This is a genomic window from Halobacterium jilantaiense (assembly GCF_900110535.1).
In the GTDB taxonomy this organism is placed as follows: Archaea; Halobacteriota; Halobacteria; order Halobacteriales; family Halobacteriaceae; genus Halobacterium; species Halobacterium jilantaiense.
Genome location: NZ_FOJA01000001.1, coordinates 225,077 through 241,976, shown reverse-complemented (window position 1 = coordinate 241,976; position 16,900 = coordinate 225,077). Strand labels below are relative to the sequence as shown.

The following is a 16,900-nucleotide window of genomic DNA, read 5'->3' as shown; positions in this document are numbered from 1 at the left end:
GGCGGCTATCAGTAGCCACAGCCAAACGCCGTGACTCGGCCTACTGCACGCGGGCAGCGGTCTCCGCGAGCCCGCGCAGGCCGTCGGCTAGCCGCACCGTCGACGCCCAGTCGAGGTCGCGGCGCGCCCGGGCGGCGTCGGCCTCGCTGCGCGCGATGTCGCCGTCCCGGGCCTCGGTGTGGACGACGTCGACGTCCGCGCCGGTGACCGACCGGACGAGTTCGGCGAGCTCCCGGATCTGGATGCTGTCGCCGGTGCCGACGTTGTACGCCCGGCCGACGTTCTCTGTAGTGGCGGCGGCGACGTTGGCCCGGACGACGTCCGAGACGTGGACGAAGTCCCGGGTCTGAGCACCGCTGCCGTGGACAGTCAGCGGCTGCCCGCAGCCCGCCTGTTCGAGGAACGTGGAGACGACGCCGCTGTAGTCGCCGGCCTGCTGACCGGGGCCGTAGACGTTGAAGTACCGGAGCGCGACGGTGTCGAGGCCGTAGAGGTCGTGGTAGCGCCGCGTGTAGTGGTCGATGGCGAGCTTGTCGACGCCGTACGGGGACAGCGGTCGCTTCGGGTCGTCCTCCGAGATGGGGGTGTCGACCGGGTCGCCGTAGACGGCGACGCTGGACGCGACCACGACGCGGGCGTCGGCCTCGCGGGCGGCTTCGAGGACGTGCAGCGTCCCGGTGACGTTCGCGGACTGGCTCGCTCGCGGGTCCTCGACGGAAGCCGGGACCGAGACGAGGCCGGCCTGGTGGAAGACCACGTCGACGCCGTCGACGGCCGCCCGGACGGTGTCGGCGTCCCGGACGTCGCCCTCGATTACGGCGGCTCCCTCGGGGATAGTCTCGCGCCGGCCGTTCGAGAAGTCGTCGAGGACGCGCACGTCGTTGTCGTCGACGAGCGCGTCGGCGAGGTGGCCGCCGACGAAGCCCGCGCCCCCGGTGACGAGGACCGTCTGGTTCCGGAGGTCGCCCGCGTCGACCCGCTGGTGTGGCGTGCCTGGCATGGCCGGTGCGACGGTCAGCGCGGGAATTGTTATGGCCCGGCTACGCCACGAACCGGCGGACCGCGTCCGGGTCGACCGCGCCGCTGGCGACCGCCAGCACGGCCCAGATGCCGGCACCCAGCCCGACGGTGGCGAGCAGGGTGACGACGCCGGAGACGTACGGGAGCGCGAGCACGACCGCGGACGCCATCCCGACGGAGACCAGACACGCCACGCCGACGCGGCGGCCGACGCGCCGGAGGTGGACGCCGAGTTCACTGTGGATGATGTAGACGTTCGCGAGCGTGTACGTCGTGTAGGTCGCGACGGTCGCGGCGGCGGCCCCGGTCGCGCCGTAGACGGGGATGAGCACGAGGTTCAACAGGAGGTTCGCGACTGCGGTCGCGGCCTTCACGACCGCGCGAGCGCGGGCCCGGCCGAGGTAGTCGAGGGCGTCGGTCGTGATCTTGTTGACGGCGTTCACGAGCACGAACCCGGCGAACACTTGAACCACGGGGACCGCGCCGATGTAGTCGGTGCCGAAGACGTACCGAACCATCGGCTCGGCGACGAGCACGAGGCCGACCGACGCCGGGATGTACGCCAGCAGGACGTACGAGAGGGACTGCTCGTAGAGGCGGGCGGCGCGCTCGCCGTTCTCCCGGTTGGCCTGCTCGCCGAGCGCCGGGGAGAGCGTGAAGCCGAAGGAGGCCGCGGGCATCGACGCGAAGTTCGACACCTGCTTGGCGACGGTGTAGAACCCCGCGCCCGACAGCCCCGTGATTGCGCCGACGAGCAGCGTGTCCACTTTCTTGTCGAGGACGTTCGCGCCCCGGGTCGCCGTCAGCGGGACGCTGTACTCCAGGAGCCGACGGGAGAGTCCCGCCACCGGCTCGGTGGCCGCCTCGTAGTCGGTGTAGAACTTCGTGTACGCGACGAAGCCGCCGACGCCGGCCGCGACGAGCAGGCCGGCGACGTAGCCGGCGAACGCGCCCAGCACGCCAAACCCGAGGGCGACGAACGCGACGACGAACACGAACTGTCCGGCCCGGGTGACGACGCGCAGAGTCGCGCTGTACTGGACGCGATTGAACCCCTGGAACAGCGCGCCGAAGTACGACGTGAACGCGCGGGCGGCGACCCAGGCGGCACCGAGGCCGACGAACGGCACGAGCGACGGCGTGCCGACGAGCCGCGCGACGGGGCCGCCGAACAGCAGCGTGGTGCCCGCGACGACGGCGACGAGCGCGGCGAGATAGCCGACTGACAGCCGGAGGACGTGGGGGACCTGTCCGGGGTCCCGTTCCGCGAACTCGGTGACGTAGCGCGCCGCGGACTTCGGGAGGCCGAGCGTCGCGAGGATGACCACGACGCCGAACGCGGACAGCGCGACGTTCAGTTCGCCGTACTCGTCGGGCGTCATGAACACCCGCGTGAGCACGAGCACCAGCCCGCCCTGCGCGAGCATCCCGATCAGGTTCCCGCCGAAGACGGCCTTCGTGCCGCTGGCGAGGCGGTCTGCGAGCGTCATTCGGCGTCGACCCGGTAGAGCGTGAAGCCGCCGTTCGCGCGCACCCGGTTCACGCCGGGCGTGGCGTCGAGCGCCGCGAACCCGGACTGGGGGTACCTGAAGCTCCGCCACATCACGACCTCGCGGAGGTACGCGCCCCGGGTGACGGTGAGGTAGCGGTCGGCCTCGTACGCCGACGTGTAGTTCCCGGCCGCGAACACCCCCTCGGGGATGCCGGTGCGGTCACCCGGGAATTCGAGCTGTTCGTCCGTGTACTCGGTGCCGTAGTGGTAGTCGACGAACCGCCGCGGCCCGCCGCGGACGCCCGCGAACGGGACGTTCTCCTCACGGGCGTCGAACGTGTTGCTGTAGCCGTTGAACTCGGTGTCCGCCACCTGGCTGTTCGCCTGATACATGTACGGCGACGGGTGGACGGCGAGCACGCCCACGGGCACCAGACCGACCAGCAGGACGACGGCGACGACGGTGCCGACCCGCCGCCCGGACTGGGCGTCGAGTCCGTCCGCGAGCCGGGCGGCCGCGGCGGCCCCGAGGACGGTCACGGGCACCATCAGGAAGCCCAGATACCGGAAGTACTGGTCGCCGATGTCGGCCGCGAACATCACGAGGAACGCGCCCGCCAGCGGGACCATGCCGGCGACGACGTAGCCGGCGAGCGTGTCGTCGTCGCTGCGCAGCCGCCGGTACGCGACGAACGCGACCAGCCCTGCGGCGAGCGCGGACAGCACCGTCGCCGGCAGGAACAGCTTCACGAACAGCTCGCCGATGCTGCCGCCGACCTCGGTGAGCGACGTGGAGCGCTGGGAGACGACCTCGCCGGCGGTGGCACCGCTCGCCAGCAGGCTGCCGAACGTCGCCTCCGTCGCGCCGCCGACGCGCTCGAAGCGCGGTGCCCACGCGGCGAGCGCGACGACGAGCACGCCGGTCTGCGCGTAGATGCCGCGGTGGCGGGTGGCCGGGCCGTCCGTCCACCGCCGGAGGACCGCGCGGAGCGCGGCGACGGCGACGAACACGAGCGCGAGGTTCACCGCCTGCTGGGGGTGGACGAGCACGACGGCGACCCCCGCGGCAGCGAGCAGCACGCCGAGCCCGGAGACGCCGTCGAACCGCGACCGCGACCCGGAGGGCGCGGGGCTGGCGGTGGTGCTGGTGGCGCTCGGCCCCGAGACGTACGAGAGCAGGAGGTAGAGCACGAACGCCGACAGCATGATGGCCTGACTGGTCGGGTGCGCGACTGGGTGGACGCTGACGTTGTTGACGGGGACGAACAGCGCGGCGGCGAGGAGACCGGCGGCGAGCGCGCGGCGGCCGCCGCCCAGCACCTGGACGGTCAGCGGGACGAACAGGAGGTACACCAGCGGGACGGCGACGAGCACGACGTACATGATGGCTCGCGGCAGGCCGACGCCGGCCGCCTCGGCGACGAACACGCTGGTGGTGTGGACGCCCGGGTAGAGCAGTTCGGTGACGGCGAGGCTGCCGTCCGCGAGTTCGGACGCCCAGCCGAGGTGCGTCAGGGAGTCGCCGCCGCCGTAGTACGCGTACCCCCGGAGGACGGGGAGCGCGAACACGGTGAGGCCGGCCGCGCCGACGGCGACGAGGCCGGCGTCGTGGAGCCGTCCGTCCCGGGGTGCGGTGAGCGCGACGGCACCGCCGACGACGAGCGCGGTGCCGACGCCGACCCAGGTGGCGTCCGGGGTGGCGGCGTAGAGTGACAGTTCGTAGCCGGTCGTGGGCGCTCGGTGGGCGGCCCAGACGCCGGCGGTGAACGCGACCAGGGCGGCGGCGAGCGCGAGCTTCGCGAGGCGGTGTGTGAGTCGTGCCATGTGTCTCCCCGTGGGGTAGTTGGTGTGAGTCCGGCGCGTCGGGGGATTGTTATGCGGAGCGTAGCCCCGGGCGGGTCGCTGCGACGGCCGCGGCCCCGGGGTCAGGCGGCGTCGAGGACGGACCGGTACACGTCGAGCAATCGCTCCGTGCAGCGCTCTCTGCCGACGGTCCGGGCGGCCGCTCGGCCGTCGGGTGCTCCGTCGACCCCGACGGCTTCGACGACCCCGTCGGCGAGCTCGTCGTCGTCGTCGGAGACCCGGGAGGCGGTGACGCCGGCGACTCGCTCGCGGACGTCTCCCACGTCGGTGGAGACGACGGGGAGGTTGCAGGCGAGGGCCTCTTTCACGACGTTCGGGGAGCCCTCGCGGCGAGAGGTCAACAGCAGCACGTCGGCGGCGTTGAAGTACGTCGCCATGTCCTCGTGGTCGACGCCCTGCACCGACTGGAGGACGAGGTCGCCGTCGACGCGGTCGCGGGCGGCGTCGACGACCCGGTCGGCCCGCGGGTAGTTCTTGACCGCTCGGCCCTGCGGGTAGGGGAAGAGAACGTAGCGGGCGTCGTCGCGCCAGCCGAGGCGGTCGCGGGCCGCTCCGGTGGGCTCCGGTCGGAACATGTCGAGGTCGACGCCGTGCGGGACGACGTGGCAGTCGCGGCCGAGGTCGTCGGCCATCGCCTCGGACATCACGACGACGGCGTCCGCGAACCGGGTGGCGAGCCGGGACACCTGCCCGTAGCGCCCGGCGAGGTCCGACCCCCACAGCGAGACGACGACCGGGAGGCGGGCCTGGAGGACGGCGTGTGGCGCGGTCAGCCCGTAGTTCGCGTGGACGAGGTCGTAGTTCCCGGCGGCGTGCCGGAGCACGGTCGGCAGGAACCGGGCGTAGTCGAAGACCGTCCGGCCGTTGTCGGACTCCCCGTACTCGTGGTGGCCGGGGACGGCCAGCGTGGTCTCCTCGACGCCGTGCCCGGTGAGTGCCTCGACCTGCTGGCGGTAGAACCGCGACCGCGGCGTCGTCACGAGGTTGAGGACGCGCACGACTACCGGGACACGAGGCGGTAGGCGGTCTTCGCGGCCGTCGTCGCCGCACCCCCGGATTCGAGGCTGTAGTAGGGGACGAGGTCAGCGCCGAACTTCGCCTTGTACCGGCAGAGCCGCTCGGTGTTCGCGCCCATCAGGTCGTAGGTGTCGACGGACTCGCGGGGGACGCCCGCCGCGATGTCCCGGATGATGTGCCAGTGCAGGAGGCTGTTGACGCTGACGCCGTCGTGGACGGTGCGAGCGCCGCCGAGCCAGTAGTGGGCGGCGTCGTTGCTGTACAGGACGACGATGCCCGACAGCGGCTTGCCGTCCGCGTCTCTCACGAGGTACGTCCGGCAGCGGTCGGTCTCCGCGAGCGCGTCCGTGAGGTCGGCGACGTACGGCCACGTCAGCCGGAACGGCCGGTCCTGTTCGTCGTAGCGGTCGCGCGTGCGCTCGAACACCGCCCGGGGTCCGTCGTCGTTGTCGACCTCGACGGTGACGTCCAGCTCTTTCGCGTCCCGAATCTCCCGGCGGAGGCTCTTCGAGAACGACTTGAGCAGCGCGTCGGTGTCCTCGGGGACGTCCAGGTGGTACGTGAACGAGGTGTCGAGGTCGAGGTCGGACCAGACGTACGGTCTGGGGTCCGGGTACGCGGTCGGGCAGACCGTTCGGAACACCGTCAGGGAGTCCTCGACGTCGATCTCGTCGAGGACGGCCTCCGCGAACCGGCCGTTGACCTTCTCGCGTTTGCGGCGTTTCGGCGAACTCGGCATCACGAGCGGGCCGAGCCGCGGCACGCCCCGGCCGGGCGGCGGCGACAGCAGGGCGCGACCGACGGCCTGCTCGCGCACGAAGACGGGGAACAGGCCGACCGGCTGGTCGCCCTTGAAGCCGCCGTACAGCCGCATCTCCCCGGCGGTGTGTTCGTCGAGCGTGCGCAGTGCCTCGGGCGCGTGGAAGAGTTCGAACCCCGTGTCCGGGAGCGCGTCTGCCCACTCGTCGAGCGTGAGGACCTCGATGTCCATTGGCAGTCAGGGGGGACGGCATCCCCATCGTTATGCCCCGACTACGGGGTGTGGGCGGCCGGGTCGACGCGCTCGCCGAGGTCGGCCGCGTCGTAGAAGTCCGCGGGCGAGCCGACCCAGGCACCGTGGTCGAGCGCCCACGCCACCAGCTCCCGGTAGACGGCGGCGTAGCCGGGGAAGTCCCGCTCCGTGAAGTACCGGGGGTGCCAGAGCACCGACATGACCGCGCGGTTGTCGCGGGCCTCTGTGAGGAGGTCCTCGCAGACCGCCCAGGCCGCGTCGTAGTCCTCGCCGGGGTCAGGGAGGGCGGTCTCCATGAGCGTCAGCGGGAAGACGACGAACTCGTCGTCGAAGGGGCGGTGGACGCCGTGGCCGTACCGGAAGCCGGCCTCGCTGCTGGACCCGGGGCTGGCGTCGTACTGGAGGCCGAGCGCCCGGTGGTGCGCCCACGTCTCGGGGACGTCGAGGTTGAGGTAGTGCTGGCGGCCGCCACGCACGGGCTCGCCGACCACCGACTCGACGCGGGCCTTCTCGCGGCGGAGTCGCTCGCGGTCGTCGAACGACTCGTAGGAGCCGTGGAGCCCGACCTCCCAGCCGCCGGCCCGGAGGTCGTCGACGACCGACCGGATTGCAGGGTCGGTGAGGTCGTACCGGCCGCCGTACAGCCGCCAGGCGTCCATCGACAGCCACTCGCCGGGCGGGCGCTCGCGGAGCGGCTGTTCGTCGAGCAGGTAGAACGCCGAGCGCACGCCGAGTTTGTCCTCGATGCGCGCCACGCGGTCGAACTGCCAGTAGGGGTTGCGGCCCGGCAGCAGGTCGCGGAGGTGCTGGAGCCGCCGCCCGGAGTCCGAGAGCGCGTAGTACAGCGACTGGTGGGTCTTGTACGGCCGGTCGACGTCGTGCGTGAGCAGCAGCGCGAAGTCGTGGCCGTCGGGAATCGGGCGTTCGCCGTCGCCGTCGGGGTCCCAGTCGGTGGTCACGCGCCGGCCACCTCCTCGGCGAGCGCGACGGTGAACGCGGTCACGTCGACCTTGTCCGCGAGCAGGTCGCGCCTGCGCCGCCGCCACCGCCGCCCGGCGTCCGGGTCGCCCGCGAGTTCGACGGCCCGCTCGACCGCGGCCCGCTGGTCCGTCGTCGACTCGACGAGCCCGTAGTCGGCGAGCGCGGCGAAGTTCCCCATCTCGGCGTCGAGGGGGTCGTAGCGAACGGCGGGCGTACCGAGGACGCCCGCCTCGGTCGCCATCGTGCCGGAGTCGCCGACGTAGCAGTCCGCGAACGCCAGCAGGTCGAGGAGCTCGTGGCTTCTGACCGGGAGCGCGTGGTCGGCGAACTCCGCGGGGAGGTCGCCCTCGGTGGAGAGGTAGACCTCGCCGTGGTCGGCGAGCCCGTCGACCAGCCGCCGCACCGTCCCGCGGCCGAAGCCGTCGGTGCCGACGTCGTGGTGGGCGTCCATCGAGACGAGCCGCACCACCGAGAACGGCGAGTCGGGGTCGACCCCGTTGCGGGCCAGCACGTCGGGGTCGGGGTCGAAGCGCGCCGGGTGGAGGTACGCCAGTTCGTGGAAGCCCGCGTACCGGACGTGGTCGCCCGGGAGGTCCCGGGAGAACTCGGTCGGCGTGCAGACCACGTCCACGAACGGGAGCGTGAACCGCTCGACCGCGCCCGCGACCTCGGTGTCGTGGAACACGACGCTCTCCGCGCCGACCGCCGCGGCGACGTGCGCCGCAGCCGGGTTCAGGTGGCTGAGGACGACGTCCGGGGCGAAACTGCGGGCGTACCGGTACAGCGACACCTCGCGGAGCGCCCACTCCCGGGGCAGCGCCAGCGCGCCCTCGCGTTTCGCCGAGCAGACCGCGTAGTCGAGGCCGTGGGCGTCCAGGAGGTCGGTCGTCACGTCCTTCTCGCGGGCGGCGACGCGGACCTCGTGGCCGCTGGCGTCGAGGGCGTCGACGGCGTTCCGGAACAGGTGGACGTGCGCCGGGTGGGTGACGTCCACCAGCACGCGCAGGCCGTCGCTCATGACCCCGTCCCGGCGAACAGCAGCGCGCCCCGGTGGACGAGCGTCGCGGCGCGGTCCCGGGACCGCGACAGCACCCGGGCCGGCAGCGAGTTCGTCCACCGCCGCGGGTGCGTGAGCAGACACGCCCGCTCGATGGCTCCCTCGCGGAACTGGGCCGCGAGCGCGTCGGTGGTGTCGGCGGTGGCGGGCTGGTCGCGCTCGCCGAGCGCCCGGGCGCGGTCGGCGGGTCGCTCCCGGAACGTCCGGCCGGCGTCCGAGAGGAACGCCAGGTCGACGTAGTCCACCGAGCGGTCGGCGTCCCCGAGCAGGTCGAAGTCCTCGATTGCCGGCCCGTCCGCCCAGAGGCCGGTGTTGTCGTGGGCCGACAGCGCCGCCGCGTGCGGGCTCACCGTGTCGACGTCGCACGCCCGCCGGAACACCCGGAGGTTGTTCGCGAACAGCGCCCGGGCCGTCCGGAGGTTGCCGCGGGCGGTGGCGACGTCGTCGTAGTGGTAGCCGACCTCGTGGCCGAGGTCGACGACGCGCTCGGCCCGCGTCTCCCGGAACGCGCTCGGGTGGAAGTAGTACGACGCGGAGACGCCGAGGTCGGCTTCCAGACGCGCCAGCGCCTCCGCTCGCTGTGGCTTCCGGTCGACGTCGTGGCGCAGCACGACGAAGCGCTCGGGGAGGCGGCCCGGCGAGAGGTACTCGCGGACGGTGAGCGTCTCGTAGCCGGCGTCGTCGAGCGCGTCGACGAGTTCGGCGTAGGCGGCGTGCGTGAAGTCCTCGGTCACTGCCACCCCCTCCCCACGACGTAGCGGCGGTGGTCCGTCCCCGACAGGTCGACGGCGTTCCGGCCGTCGACGACGACCATCGGCGCGAACGCCCGCCAGTCCACGGCCCCGAACTCGTCGTGGTCGGTGGCGAGGACGGCGGCGTCCAGGTCCAGCACGGGCAAGTCTTCGATTGCCACGTCGGTGGCGGGAACGCCGTCGGCGGTGACGAGCGGGTCGGCGGCGTGGACCGTGGCACCGCGCTCGGCGAGCTGTTCGCAGATGTCGACGCCGGGGCTGGCCCGCGTCTCCTTCACACCGGCCCGGTACGTGAGTCCGAGCACGGCGACGCTCGCGCCCGCGAGGTCGTCCGCGTCGCCGGGCGAATCCGCAGCGACGCCGCCGTCGACCGCCGCGCGCTGGTCGGCCGCCAGCCCCTCGGCCACCCGGTCGGCGACGAACCCGGGCATCGCGTCGTTGACCTCGCGACCGGTCCGCACCAGGGGCACGTCGCGGTCGAGCCACCCGAGTACGAAGTACGGGTAGTAGGGGATGCAGTGGCCGCCGACGCCCGGCCCCGGCGTGTGAATCTCGCAGTACGGCTGCGTGTTGGCGGCGTCGATGGCCTCCCGGACGTCCACCGAGAGGTCGTCGGCGGCCCGCGCCAGGTCGTTCGCCAGCGCGATGTTCGCGTCCCGGTACAGGCCCTCGAAGACCTTCACCGCTTCAGCCGTGCGGGCGTCCGAGACCGGGACGACCTCGTTGTCGACGAGTTCGCCGTAGACGAGTTCGGCGACCCGGGTGGCCTCGGCGTCGGTGCCGCCGACGACCTTCGGGTGGGTCCCCCGGACGTCGGCGAGCGCGCGCCCGCTGGACGTCCGCTCCGGGCAGAACGCCACGCCGAACGCGTCCGCGTCGAGCCCGCTCTCGTCGGCGAGCAGCCCGACGAGCACGTCCTCGGTCGCACCGGGCGGGAGCGTCGACTCGAAGACGACGGTGTCCCCGGCCTCCAGGCCGGCCGCCACGTCCCGGGCGACCGCCTCGACGGCCGAGAGGTCCGGCTCGCCGTCCGCGACGAGCGTCGGCACGATGACGACGTGGAGGCTGGCCTCGGCGGCCGCCGCCGGACCGTCGGTGGTCGCGGCGAACGCGCCCCGGCTCACGAGCGAGGCCACCAGTTCGGGGAGCCCGGGCTCGCGCTCCACGGGACACTCCCCGGCGTTGACGGCGTCGACGACCGTCTCGTCGATGTCGACGCCGGTGACGTTCCCGGTGGTCTCGGCGTAGACGGCGGCCAGCGGCAGCCCCATCTTCCCGAGCCCGTAGACGGCGACGGGGACCTCGGCGGTGCGGAGCCAGCCGCGCTGGACCTCCTCGTCGGCGCGAGCGCCGTACAGCGCGCGGCTCACGGAGCCACCTCCGTCAGCCGGCGGCTGGCGAGGTCGTCCACTCTGGTCGCGAGTTCGAGCGCGCGCAGGCCGTCCTCGGCGGAGACCACGGGCTCGGTGGCGTCGCGGGCGGCCGCCAGGAACGCCCGGAGTTCGTGGGCGAGCGGCTCGCCGTTGTCGACCATCGGGCGCTCGACGACGCTCTCCGTGCGGTGACGGAACCCCTCACTGCTCGCGATGTACTCGGGGGCCGACGACCGGTGAATCTCGACGGACTGGCCCGTGTAGTCGACGAGCACCTGACACTCGCGGGCGGTGATGGCGAGCCGGCGGACCTTCTGCTGGGTGACCCGAGACGCCGTGAACGACGCCACGACGCCGTCCGGGAACGTGCAGGTCGCGGTGGCGTACTGGCCATCGTGGCCGCCGGCGGCCGTCACCGAGTCCGGGGTGGCGTCGAGCAACGCACACACCACGTCGAGGTCGTGAATCATCAGGTCGTGGACGACGTTCGACCCGAGGTCGCGGTCCAGCGGCGGGCCGAGGCGTTCGGCGTCGACGGCGAGCACGTCGAGGTTCGCGACGATGTCCGCGACCGTCCGGACCGCGGGGTTGAACCGCTCGATGTGGCCGACCTGAAGCGTGACGCCGGCGTCCCGTGCGCGGGCCGCGAGGTCGCGGCCGGTCTCCACGTCGGCGACGAACGGCTTCTCGACGAGCGCGTGGACGTCCGCCTCGATGCAGTCCGCGAGCACGTCGGCGTGGTAGGCGGTCGGCACGACCACCGAGACGGCGTCCACGATCTCCAGCAGCGTCTGCGCGTCGTAGGCGCGGGTGGCGTGGGCGTCGGCGACCTCGCTCGCGCGCTCCACGTCGGCGTCCGCAACGCCGACGAGTTCGGCGTCCGGCAGGCCGCTGTAGACGCGGGCGTGGTTGCGGCCCATACTCCCGACGCCGACGACGCCGACCCGCAGCGGGTCGCTCACGAGTCCACCACCTCCGGTTCCGGGGCGTCCAGCACGGCGGCGTCGAACGACGCCACGGCGTCCGCAATCGCGTCGACGTCCGCGTCGTCGAGGGCGGGGTGGACCGGCAGCGAGAGCACGCGGTCGGCGGCGCGCTCCGCGGCCGGGAAGTCGCCGTCCCAGCCGTCGTAGGCGGGCTGCTCGTGGATGGGCGTCGGGTAGTAGACGCCCGTCTGGACGCCTTCGTCGGCGAGGTGCGCGCGCAGGTCCTCGCGGTGGTCGGTCCGAATCGTGTACTGGTGGTAGACCGACGTGCCGTCCGCGGGCTCGGTCGGCGTCTCGACGTGCGTGTCCGCGAGCCGTTCCGTGAGCCGCTCGGCGTGCTCGCGGCGCGCCGTGTTGAACGCCGGGAGCCGGCGGAGCTGTTCGCGGCCGATGGCGGCACACAGGCTCGTCATCCGGAAGTTGTGGCCGACCTCGCTGTGGGCGTACCCCTCGGTGCGGCCGTGGTCGGCGAACCGCCGCACGCGCTCGGCGACGGCGTCGTGGTCGGTGGTGACCATCCCGCCCTCGCCGCTGGTCATGTTCTTCGTCGGGTAGAACGAGAAGCACGCCGCGTCCGACAGCGACCCGACCGGCTCCCCGCGGTAGCGCGCGCCGTGGGCCTGCGCGGCGTCCTCCACGAGCGCGAGTCCGTAGTCGTCGGCGATGTCGCGGAGGTCGCGCATGTCGGCGGGCGTGCCGTAGAGGTGGACCGCGAGAATCGCAGCCACGTCGTCGGTGCGGGCGACCACATCGGCGACGGCGTCGGGGTCGAGCGTGAGCGTCTCCGGGTCGACGTCCGCGAACACCGGCGTACCGCCGGCGAGCCGGACGGCGTTCGCGCTCGCGACGAACGAGAACGGCGTGGTCACGACTCTGTCGCCGTCGCCGACGCCGAGCGCCTCGAAGACGGCGTGGAGGGCGGTCGTGCCGTTCGTCGTCGCGACGCCGTGCCCGACGCCGGTGTGGTCGGCGAACTCTGCCTCGAACTGGCGGACGACCGGGCCGTCCGCGAGCTGTCCGTCGTCGACGACCGACCGAACGGCCTCCCGTTCGGCGTCGCCGAGCTGTGGGTCTGCGAGAGGAATCATTGTGTGTTCCGCCCCTGGAGGGGCTCCGGCAGTGGTTCGTGGCTGGCGGGCGCGCCGACGGCCAGCGTCTCGGGCGGCACGTCCTCGGTGACGACGGCGTTCGCAGCGACGAACGCGCGCTCGCCGACGGTCACGCCCGGTAACACGGTGGCGTTCGCGCCGATGGAGGCGTCGGCCTCGACGGTCGGCGCGGTCAGGCCGCCGTCCCCGCGCAGCGGGTACGGGTCGTTCGTCAGGACCGCGTGCGGGCCGAAGAACGCCCGGTCGCCGACAGTCGTCCCGGTCGGCAGGTAGACGCCGGTCTGGAGGCTCACTCCGTCCCCGAGCCGACAGGACCCGTCGACGACGGCGTGCGTACCGACGAGCACGTCGTCCCCGATTGTCGTGTCCTCGCGGACGACCGCACCGTGACCAGTCGTGAATCCGTCCCCGATGCGCACGTCGGCGTAGACGACCGCCCCGCTGCGAATCGTGGGGTCCGCCCCGATGGTCGGTTCGCCGTCGCCGGCTTCCCCGACGGTGGCGTCCGGGTGGACGCCGTCCGGGCTCGTCCCGGCGTCTGTCATCGCCGCCCCCGACCGGCCTGCGTTGCTGTCAGCTCGGTCCCACGCGCGTCTTCCGCTGAGTAATCCTTCATTGTGAACACCGCGCTGGCGGTTGTCGGTGCATGCCAGCGTCAGGCCATTGTTATAGACGCGTTTGACAGCGTTAGCAGCCGCCTGGCTACTCTCCGGACGGTACGGAACAGCGACGCTGGACGTCATCGTCGCTGTTCTCCGGCGACCGGTCGACGACGACGTTCTTCCGGCTGATGGACGAGCCCGAGAACGACAGCGGCGTCCCGGTGACCGAGACGTAGGAGTCGTGTACTTCGCCGTGGACGTTCTCGGCGACGATGCCGTCCCGGCGCTGCCCGGGCTGGTGGACGCAGAGATTCGAGAACTCGCAGCCTTGACGGTTCGCCGCCGCGACGGCCGCCCCGCCCGCGGCGTTCCCCGTCACGAGGACGTTCTCACAGCGGAACGGCCCGTGGTGTGCGTCGTCGGCGGTGCCGTCGCCCGGGCTCTTGATGCGGATGGCGTTGATGTCGTCGGCGTCCACGCGCACCTGGCAGTTCTGGACGGTCGCGGACCCGAGCTCCGAGGAGAACACGATGCCGCCGTCGCTGGACGTGACCTCCAGCATCTCCACGAGGCAGTCCTCGACGAGCAGCGACTCGCCGCTGCGCAGCCGGATGCCGCGCATGTTCTCCCCGGCCCCGCTGCCGTCGTCACAGCGCACGTGGACGCCGCGGACGACGCTGGCGTCTCTCGTCTCGATGCGGACGCCCGAGATGCCGTTGTTCAGGTAGGAGCCGCCGAGGACGGACACCTCGCCCTCCGGCGGGTTCGCGTAGAGGCCGTTGTCCGGGAAGCCGGCGACGTGGCAGTCCGCGAACGTCAGGTCGCCGTGGTTCTGATCACCGACCTCCATACCGGTCACGCCCGTCCCGGGAACCGCCCCGTCCGGCAGTCTCACGTCCTCGACGAGCGCCGTCCCCTTGGGGTCGGTGACGTCGAAGCGCAACTGGTCCTGCTCGACGTCGACCTCGCCCCTGACCTCGATTTCGCGGGCGGCGATGCGGTCGCTCGCCATCGCGTACAGCGGCCGCGCACCGGTGTTCTCGGCGCGGAAGTCGAAGGTCAGACCCTCGATGACCACGTCCGAGAGCGTCTCCGGGTAGCCGAACGCGAACAGGGTGCCGTCGAAGCCGTCGGGCGGGACGATGGTCGCGTTCTCTCCCACCACACCGACTCGGCCGCCGTCCGCCCGCACCGTCCGGCCGAGCCTGTAGCGACCCGGCGGGAGGTAGACGAGGGTGCCGTCCCGGAGGTGGTCGTCGAAGTAGTCGGCGGTCTCCCGAGCGCCGGACTGGTCAGCGCCCTCCGTGGCGAGGTTCACGACCCGGTCCAGTCCCCACTCCTCGGCCATCGAAGCGGGGTACGGGCCCTGCTCGCCCTGCGTGGGCTGTGTGCTCGGCGGCTGGTCGGTCGGCCGCGACGGACCGCCCTCCGGGGTCGTCGTGTCCTGACTGCGGTCGCCACACCCGGCGAGTCCGACTGTGGCGGCCGCTGCCGCGGCGGCCAGGAATTTCCGGCGTCGCATTATCGTCCGGACTCAGACATCCGGAGGGGATTGTTATGGAGGGCGACAGCACCCGGTAAGTCGACCGTACGCCGCCGGGAAACGTAAGTAGGCACAGCCGATAACGAGGCCAACGGTCGTCCTCGACCACTTCCCGTGACGACAGACAACCCACCGCTCCGCCGCCGGCTCGACGGTCTCGCCGGCGACGACCCGCGACTCGACGGACAGTACGTTCGGCTTGTCGACGCGACGCCGGAGCCGGTCGTCCTCGTCGGCGTCGTCCACGACCACCCAGCGAGTGTCTACCGCGCCCGACGCACCGTCGCCGCCCTCGACCCGGGCGTGGTCGCGCTCGAAGCACCCGACGCGGTCACACCGGTGTTTGCTTCGCACGCGCGGGCCGGCGACGCGACCGGCGGCGAGATGACTGCAGCCGTCGCCGCCGCCGGAGATGCCGACGTCGTCGGCGTCGACGCGCCCAGCCGAGGAACGCTGTCGTCGCTCGCGGCCGTGCTGGCCGACGACAAGCCCGGCCCGTCGGCCGTCGCCGGCACGCTCCGGAGCCTGGCTCGCATCGGCGCGCACGCTGCCCGCGACCGACTCCGGGCCGCCGGCGTCCCGGCGCGCTGGCTCGGCGGCGAGTTCGACCGCGCTCAGGAGTACGACTGCGCGACCACCGACCCCGCGAGCGAGCAGGCCGCCGACGAGACGGCCCGGCTGGAGCGCAGCACGTCGCTGCTGCGCGCGTTCGACCCGCCGCCCGCGACGCGCGTCCTCGACGCCGTCCGCGAGCGCCAGATGGGGCGGCGAATCGCCGGGCTCGCCGCCGACGACGTGGTCGTGGCCGTCGTCGGCTTCAGTCACCTCGACGGCGTGGAAAACGAGATACGGAACTGCTGACCGCGAGGCGGACGAACGCCCCCGAGTCGGGTCGCCGCCCGGCCATGCCGCGGCCGGCGACCGCTACCGGGGCGCTCGCTGTCTGACAGTCGGGTGTGCCCCGCTCTCACTCAGTCCTGGAGGTGAATCTTGTTCCCGGAGAACGACTGCACGCGGCTGTGCGAGAGCTCGTACGTGTCGTTGTCGTCGTCCCCCCAGCCGAGTCGCTGCCGGATGCTCTCGCCCAGTCCGGACTCCGGCGTCACGTGCGCTTTGTCCCCGTGTACCTCCGCGACTGTCCCGATTTCGTCGCCGTCGCTGGTCACTACTTTCATGCCTTCGTCGCTGTCTCTGAATGCTCGTGCCATTGGTGAATCTGCGGCCGTCTGGCCGCTACAGGCACCACGCTGCGAGACGGCATTGTAATAACTCGGCTACGAGAATCGGCCCGACGCTACTCGACCGCGCTGGGGTCGCCGCCACCTCCGCTCGACGGCTGCCAGCGGCGCGCAGCGCCGCGGTCTCGGGTAGGGGCGTCTTTCCGAACGGCCCTCGATGGCTTGGTTATTGGGTGGTTAGCACCCGTCGAATGGCTGCCAAGCAGCGCCATAGCGACCGTTACCGGGGCGCGCTGGACGGCCGTGAGACGCCGTAACCCCGTCCTGCGGCGCATTCGGGGGTGTATAACCAAACCAGTGGCGGGCGCGTTGTTCTACGATGCCTCAGTGTAGAAACTGCGGGAGCCACGTGACAGTCCAGTTCGCCAAGGTGTTCGGGGACAACCAGGACACCGTCCACAACTGCATGAGCTGTGTGCCGAACGCGGAGCTCGACGACGGTGCCGCCTCGAACGCCGACGGGACCGTGGACGCGCGCCACGCCTGGAGCGACTGAGCGACGAACACCGCCGGATCCCGGGAATATTTACCGGAGAGCGCGTTACCACTGACAACTGGCCGATTTACTGATGAGTCCCGACCACGACCTCGACGAAGACGTGCCGAGCGCGGACACGAAGATCTCCTCCGTCGACCGAACGACCTTCGACGGCGCAGCGGCAGCCGTCTCCAGAGCGGTCGCGACCGCTCTGGACTGCGACCAGACCGACCTGGAGCCGCTCCAGTACACCATCGACGCCGACGCGCTCGACCGCCTGTTCGACGGTGCCGACGCCGACGATCTGGTGGTCACGTTCTCGTACGAGGAAGTCCAGGTCCGCGTGAGCCAGCGAGCCGTCGAGGTCTGGCAGTAAC

Annotated in this window: 17 protein-coding genes; 3 read left to right on the top strand and 14 right to left on the bottom strand. The window is 72.1% G+C overall.

Translation table 11 applies throughout. The annotated features are described in order from the left end of the window. Positions 1–40: 40 nt before the first annotated feature. The 13 genes from BMW35_RS01350 to BMW35_RS01290 form a co-directional block, all read right to left on the bottom strand. Positions 41–1,000: an NAD-dependent epimerase/dehydratase family protein gene (locus BMW35_RS01350; RefSeq protein ID WP_089667355.1), complete on the bottom strand. Its 960-nt coding sequence runs from the start codon at positions 998–1,000 to the stop codon at positions 41–43. Between the two features lie 40 nt (positions 1,001–1,040). Then, on the bottom strand, positions 1,041–2,510 hold the full coding sequence (locus BMW35_RS01345; protein WP_089667354.1) for an oligosaccharide flippase family protein: 1,470 nt from the start codon (positions 2,508–2,510) through the stop codon (positions 1,041–1,043). Continuing rightward, positions 2,507–4,336 carry a hypothetical protein gene (locus tag BMW35_RS01340; protein ID WP_089667353.1) on the bottom strand — a complete coding sequence of 610 codons (1,830 nt, stop codon included), beginning with the start codon at positions 4,334–4,336 and terminating at the stop codon, positions 2,507–2,509. Before BMW35_RS01340 ends, BMW35_RS01345 begins: the two co-directional genes overlap by 4 nt. 101 nt (positions 4,337–4,437) lie before the next feature. Beyond that, entirely contained in the window at positions 4,438–5,373 is a 936-nt protein-coding gene (locus tag BMW35_RS01335; RefSeq protein WP_089667352.1) for a glycosyltransferase family 4 protein, read from the bottom strand. A gap of 2 nt (positions 5,374–5,375) precedes the next feature. Continuing rightward, the gene (locus BMW35_RS01330; RefSeq protein ID WP_089667351.1) at positions 5,376–6,383 is read right to left on the bottom strand and encodes a lipid II:glycine glycyltransferase FemX; all 1,008 of its coding nucleotides are present in this window, start codon (positions 6,381–6,383) and stop codon (positions 5,376–5,378) included. Positions 6,384–6,424: 41 nt separating this feature from the next. Continuing rightward, entirely contained in the window at positions 6,425–7,363 is a 939-nt protein-coding gene (locus tag BMW35_RS01325) for a polysaccharide deacetylase family protein (RefSeq protein WP_089667350.1), read from the bottom strand. Further along, the gene (locus BMW35_RS01320) at positions 7,360–8,403 is read right to left on the bottom strand and encodes a DUF354 domain-containing protein (RefSeq protein ID WP_245708109.1); all 1,044 of its coding nucleotides are present in this window, start codon (positions 8,401–8,403) and stop codon (positions 7,360–7,362) included. Before BMW35_RS01320 ends, BMW35_RS01325 begins: the two co-directional genes overlap by 4 nt. Next, on the bottom strand, positions 8,400–9,176 hold the full coding sequence (locus BMW35_RS01315; RefSeq protein WP_089670311.1) for a hypothetical protein: 777 nt from the start codon (positions 9,174–9,176) through the stop codon (positions 8,400–8,402). Before BMW35_RS01315 ends, BMW35_RS01320 begins: the two co-directional genes overlap by 4 nt. After that, a complete protein-coding gene (locus BMW35_RS01310) occupies positions 9,173–10,564 on the bottom strand; it encodes a nucleotide sugar dehydrogenase (RefSeq protein ID WP_089667349.1) in 1,392 nt (463 codons plus the stop codon). The genes BMW35_RS01315 and BMW35_RS01310 overlap by 4 nt, the downstream gene beginning before the upstream one ends. Then, positions 10,561–11,529 carry a Gfo/Idh/MocA family protein gene (locus BMW35_RS01305; protein ID WP_218138578.1) on the bottom strand — a complete coding sequence of 323 codons (969 nt, stop codon included), beginning with the start codon at positions 11,527–11,529 and terminating at the stop codon, positions 10,561–10,563. The genes BMW35_RS01310 and BMW35_RS01305 overlap by 4 nt, the downstream gene beginning before the upstream one ends. Further along, positions 11,526–12,641, bottom strand: a complete 1,116-nt coding sequence (locus tag BMW35_RS01300) for a DegT/DnrJ/EryC1/StrS family aminotransferase (RefSeq protein ID WP_089667348.1) — start codon at positions 12,639–12,641, stop codon at positions 11,526–11,528. The genes BMW35_RS01305 and BMW35_RS01300 overlap by 4 nt, the downstream gene beginning before the upstream one ends. Then, positions 12,638–13,207, bottom strand: coding sequence for an acyltransferase (locus tag BMW35_RS01295; protein WP_089667347.1), 570 nt, complete (start codon positions 13,205–13,207; stop codon positions 12,638–12,640). Before BMW35_RS01295 ends, BMW35_RS01300 begins: the two co-directional genes overlap by 4 nt. A gap of 157 nt (positions 13,208–13,364) precedes the next feature. Further along, positions 13,365–14,786 (bottom strand): hypothetical protein, encoded by a 1,422-nt coding sequence (locus BMW35_RS01290; RefSeq protein ID WP_089667346.1) that lies wholly within the window; start codon positions 14,784–14,786, stop codon positions 13,365–13,367. A gap of 135 nt (positions 14,787–14,921) precedes the next feature. Between BMW35_RS01290 and BMW35_RS01285 the strand changes: the two genes are divergently transcribed. Next, positions 14,922–15,668: a hypothetical protein gene (locus BMW35_RS01285; RefSeq protein WP_089667345.1), complete on the top strand. Its 747-nt coding sequence runs from the start codon at positions 14,922–14,924 to the stop codon at positions 15,666–15,668. A gap of 110 nt (positions 15,669–15,778) precedes the next feature. On the opposite strand, the gene BMW35_RS01280 is transcribed toward BMW35_RS01285, so the two are convergent. Then, positions 15,779–16,015 (bottom strand): PRC-barrel domain-containing protein, encoded by a 237-nt coding sequence (locus tag BMW35_RS01280; protein WP_089667344.1) that lies wholly within the window; start codon positions 16,013–16,015, stop codon positions 15,779–15,781. A 349-nt stretch (positions 16,016–16,364) separates the two neighbouring features. On the opposite strand from BMW35_RS01280, the gene BMW35_RS15440 reads away from it, so the two are divergent. Both BMW35_RS15440 and BMW35_RS01275 read left to right on the top strand, forming a co-directional pair. Beyond that, the gene (locus BMW35_RS15440; protein ID WP_449404977.1) at positions 16,365–16,541 is read left to right on the top strand and encodes a DUF7563 family protein; all 177 of its coding nucleotides are present in this window, start codon (positions 16,365–16,367) and stop codon (positions 16,539–16,541) included. A 73-nt stretch (positions 16,542–16,614) separates the two neighbouring features. Then, positions 16,615–16,899 (top strand): HalOD1 output domain-containing protein, encoded by a 285-nt coding sequence (locus tag BMW35_RS01275; protein ID WP_089667343.1) that lies wholly within the window; start codon positions 16,615–16,617, stop codon positions 16,897–16,899. Position 16,900: the final 1 nt, after the last annotated feature.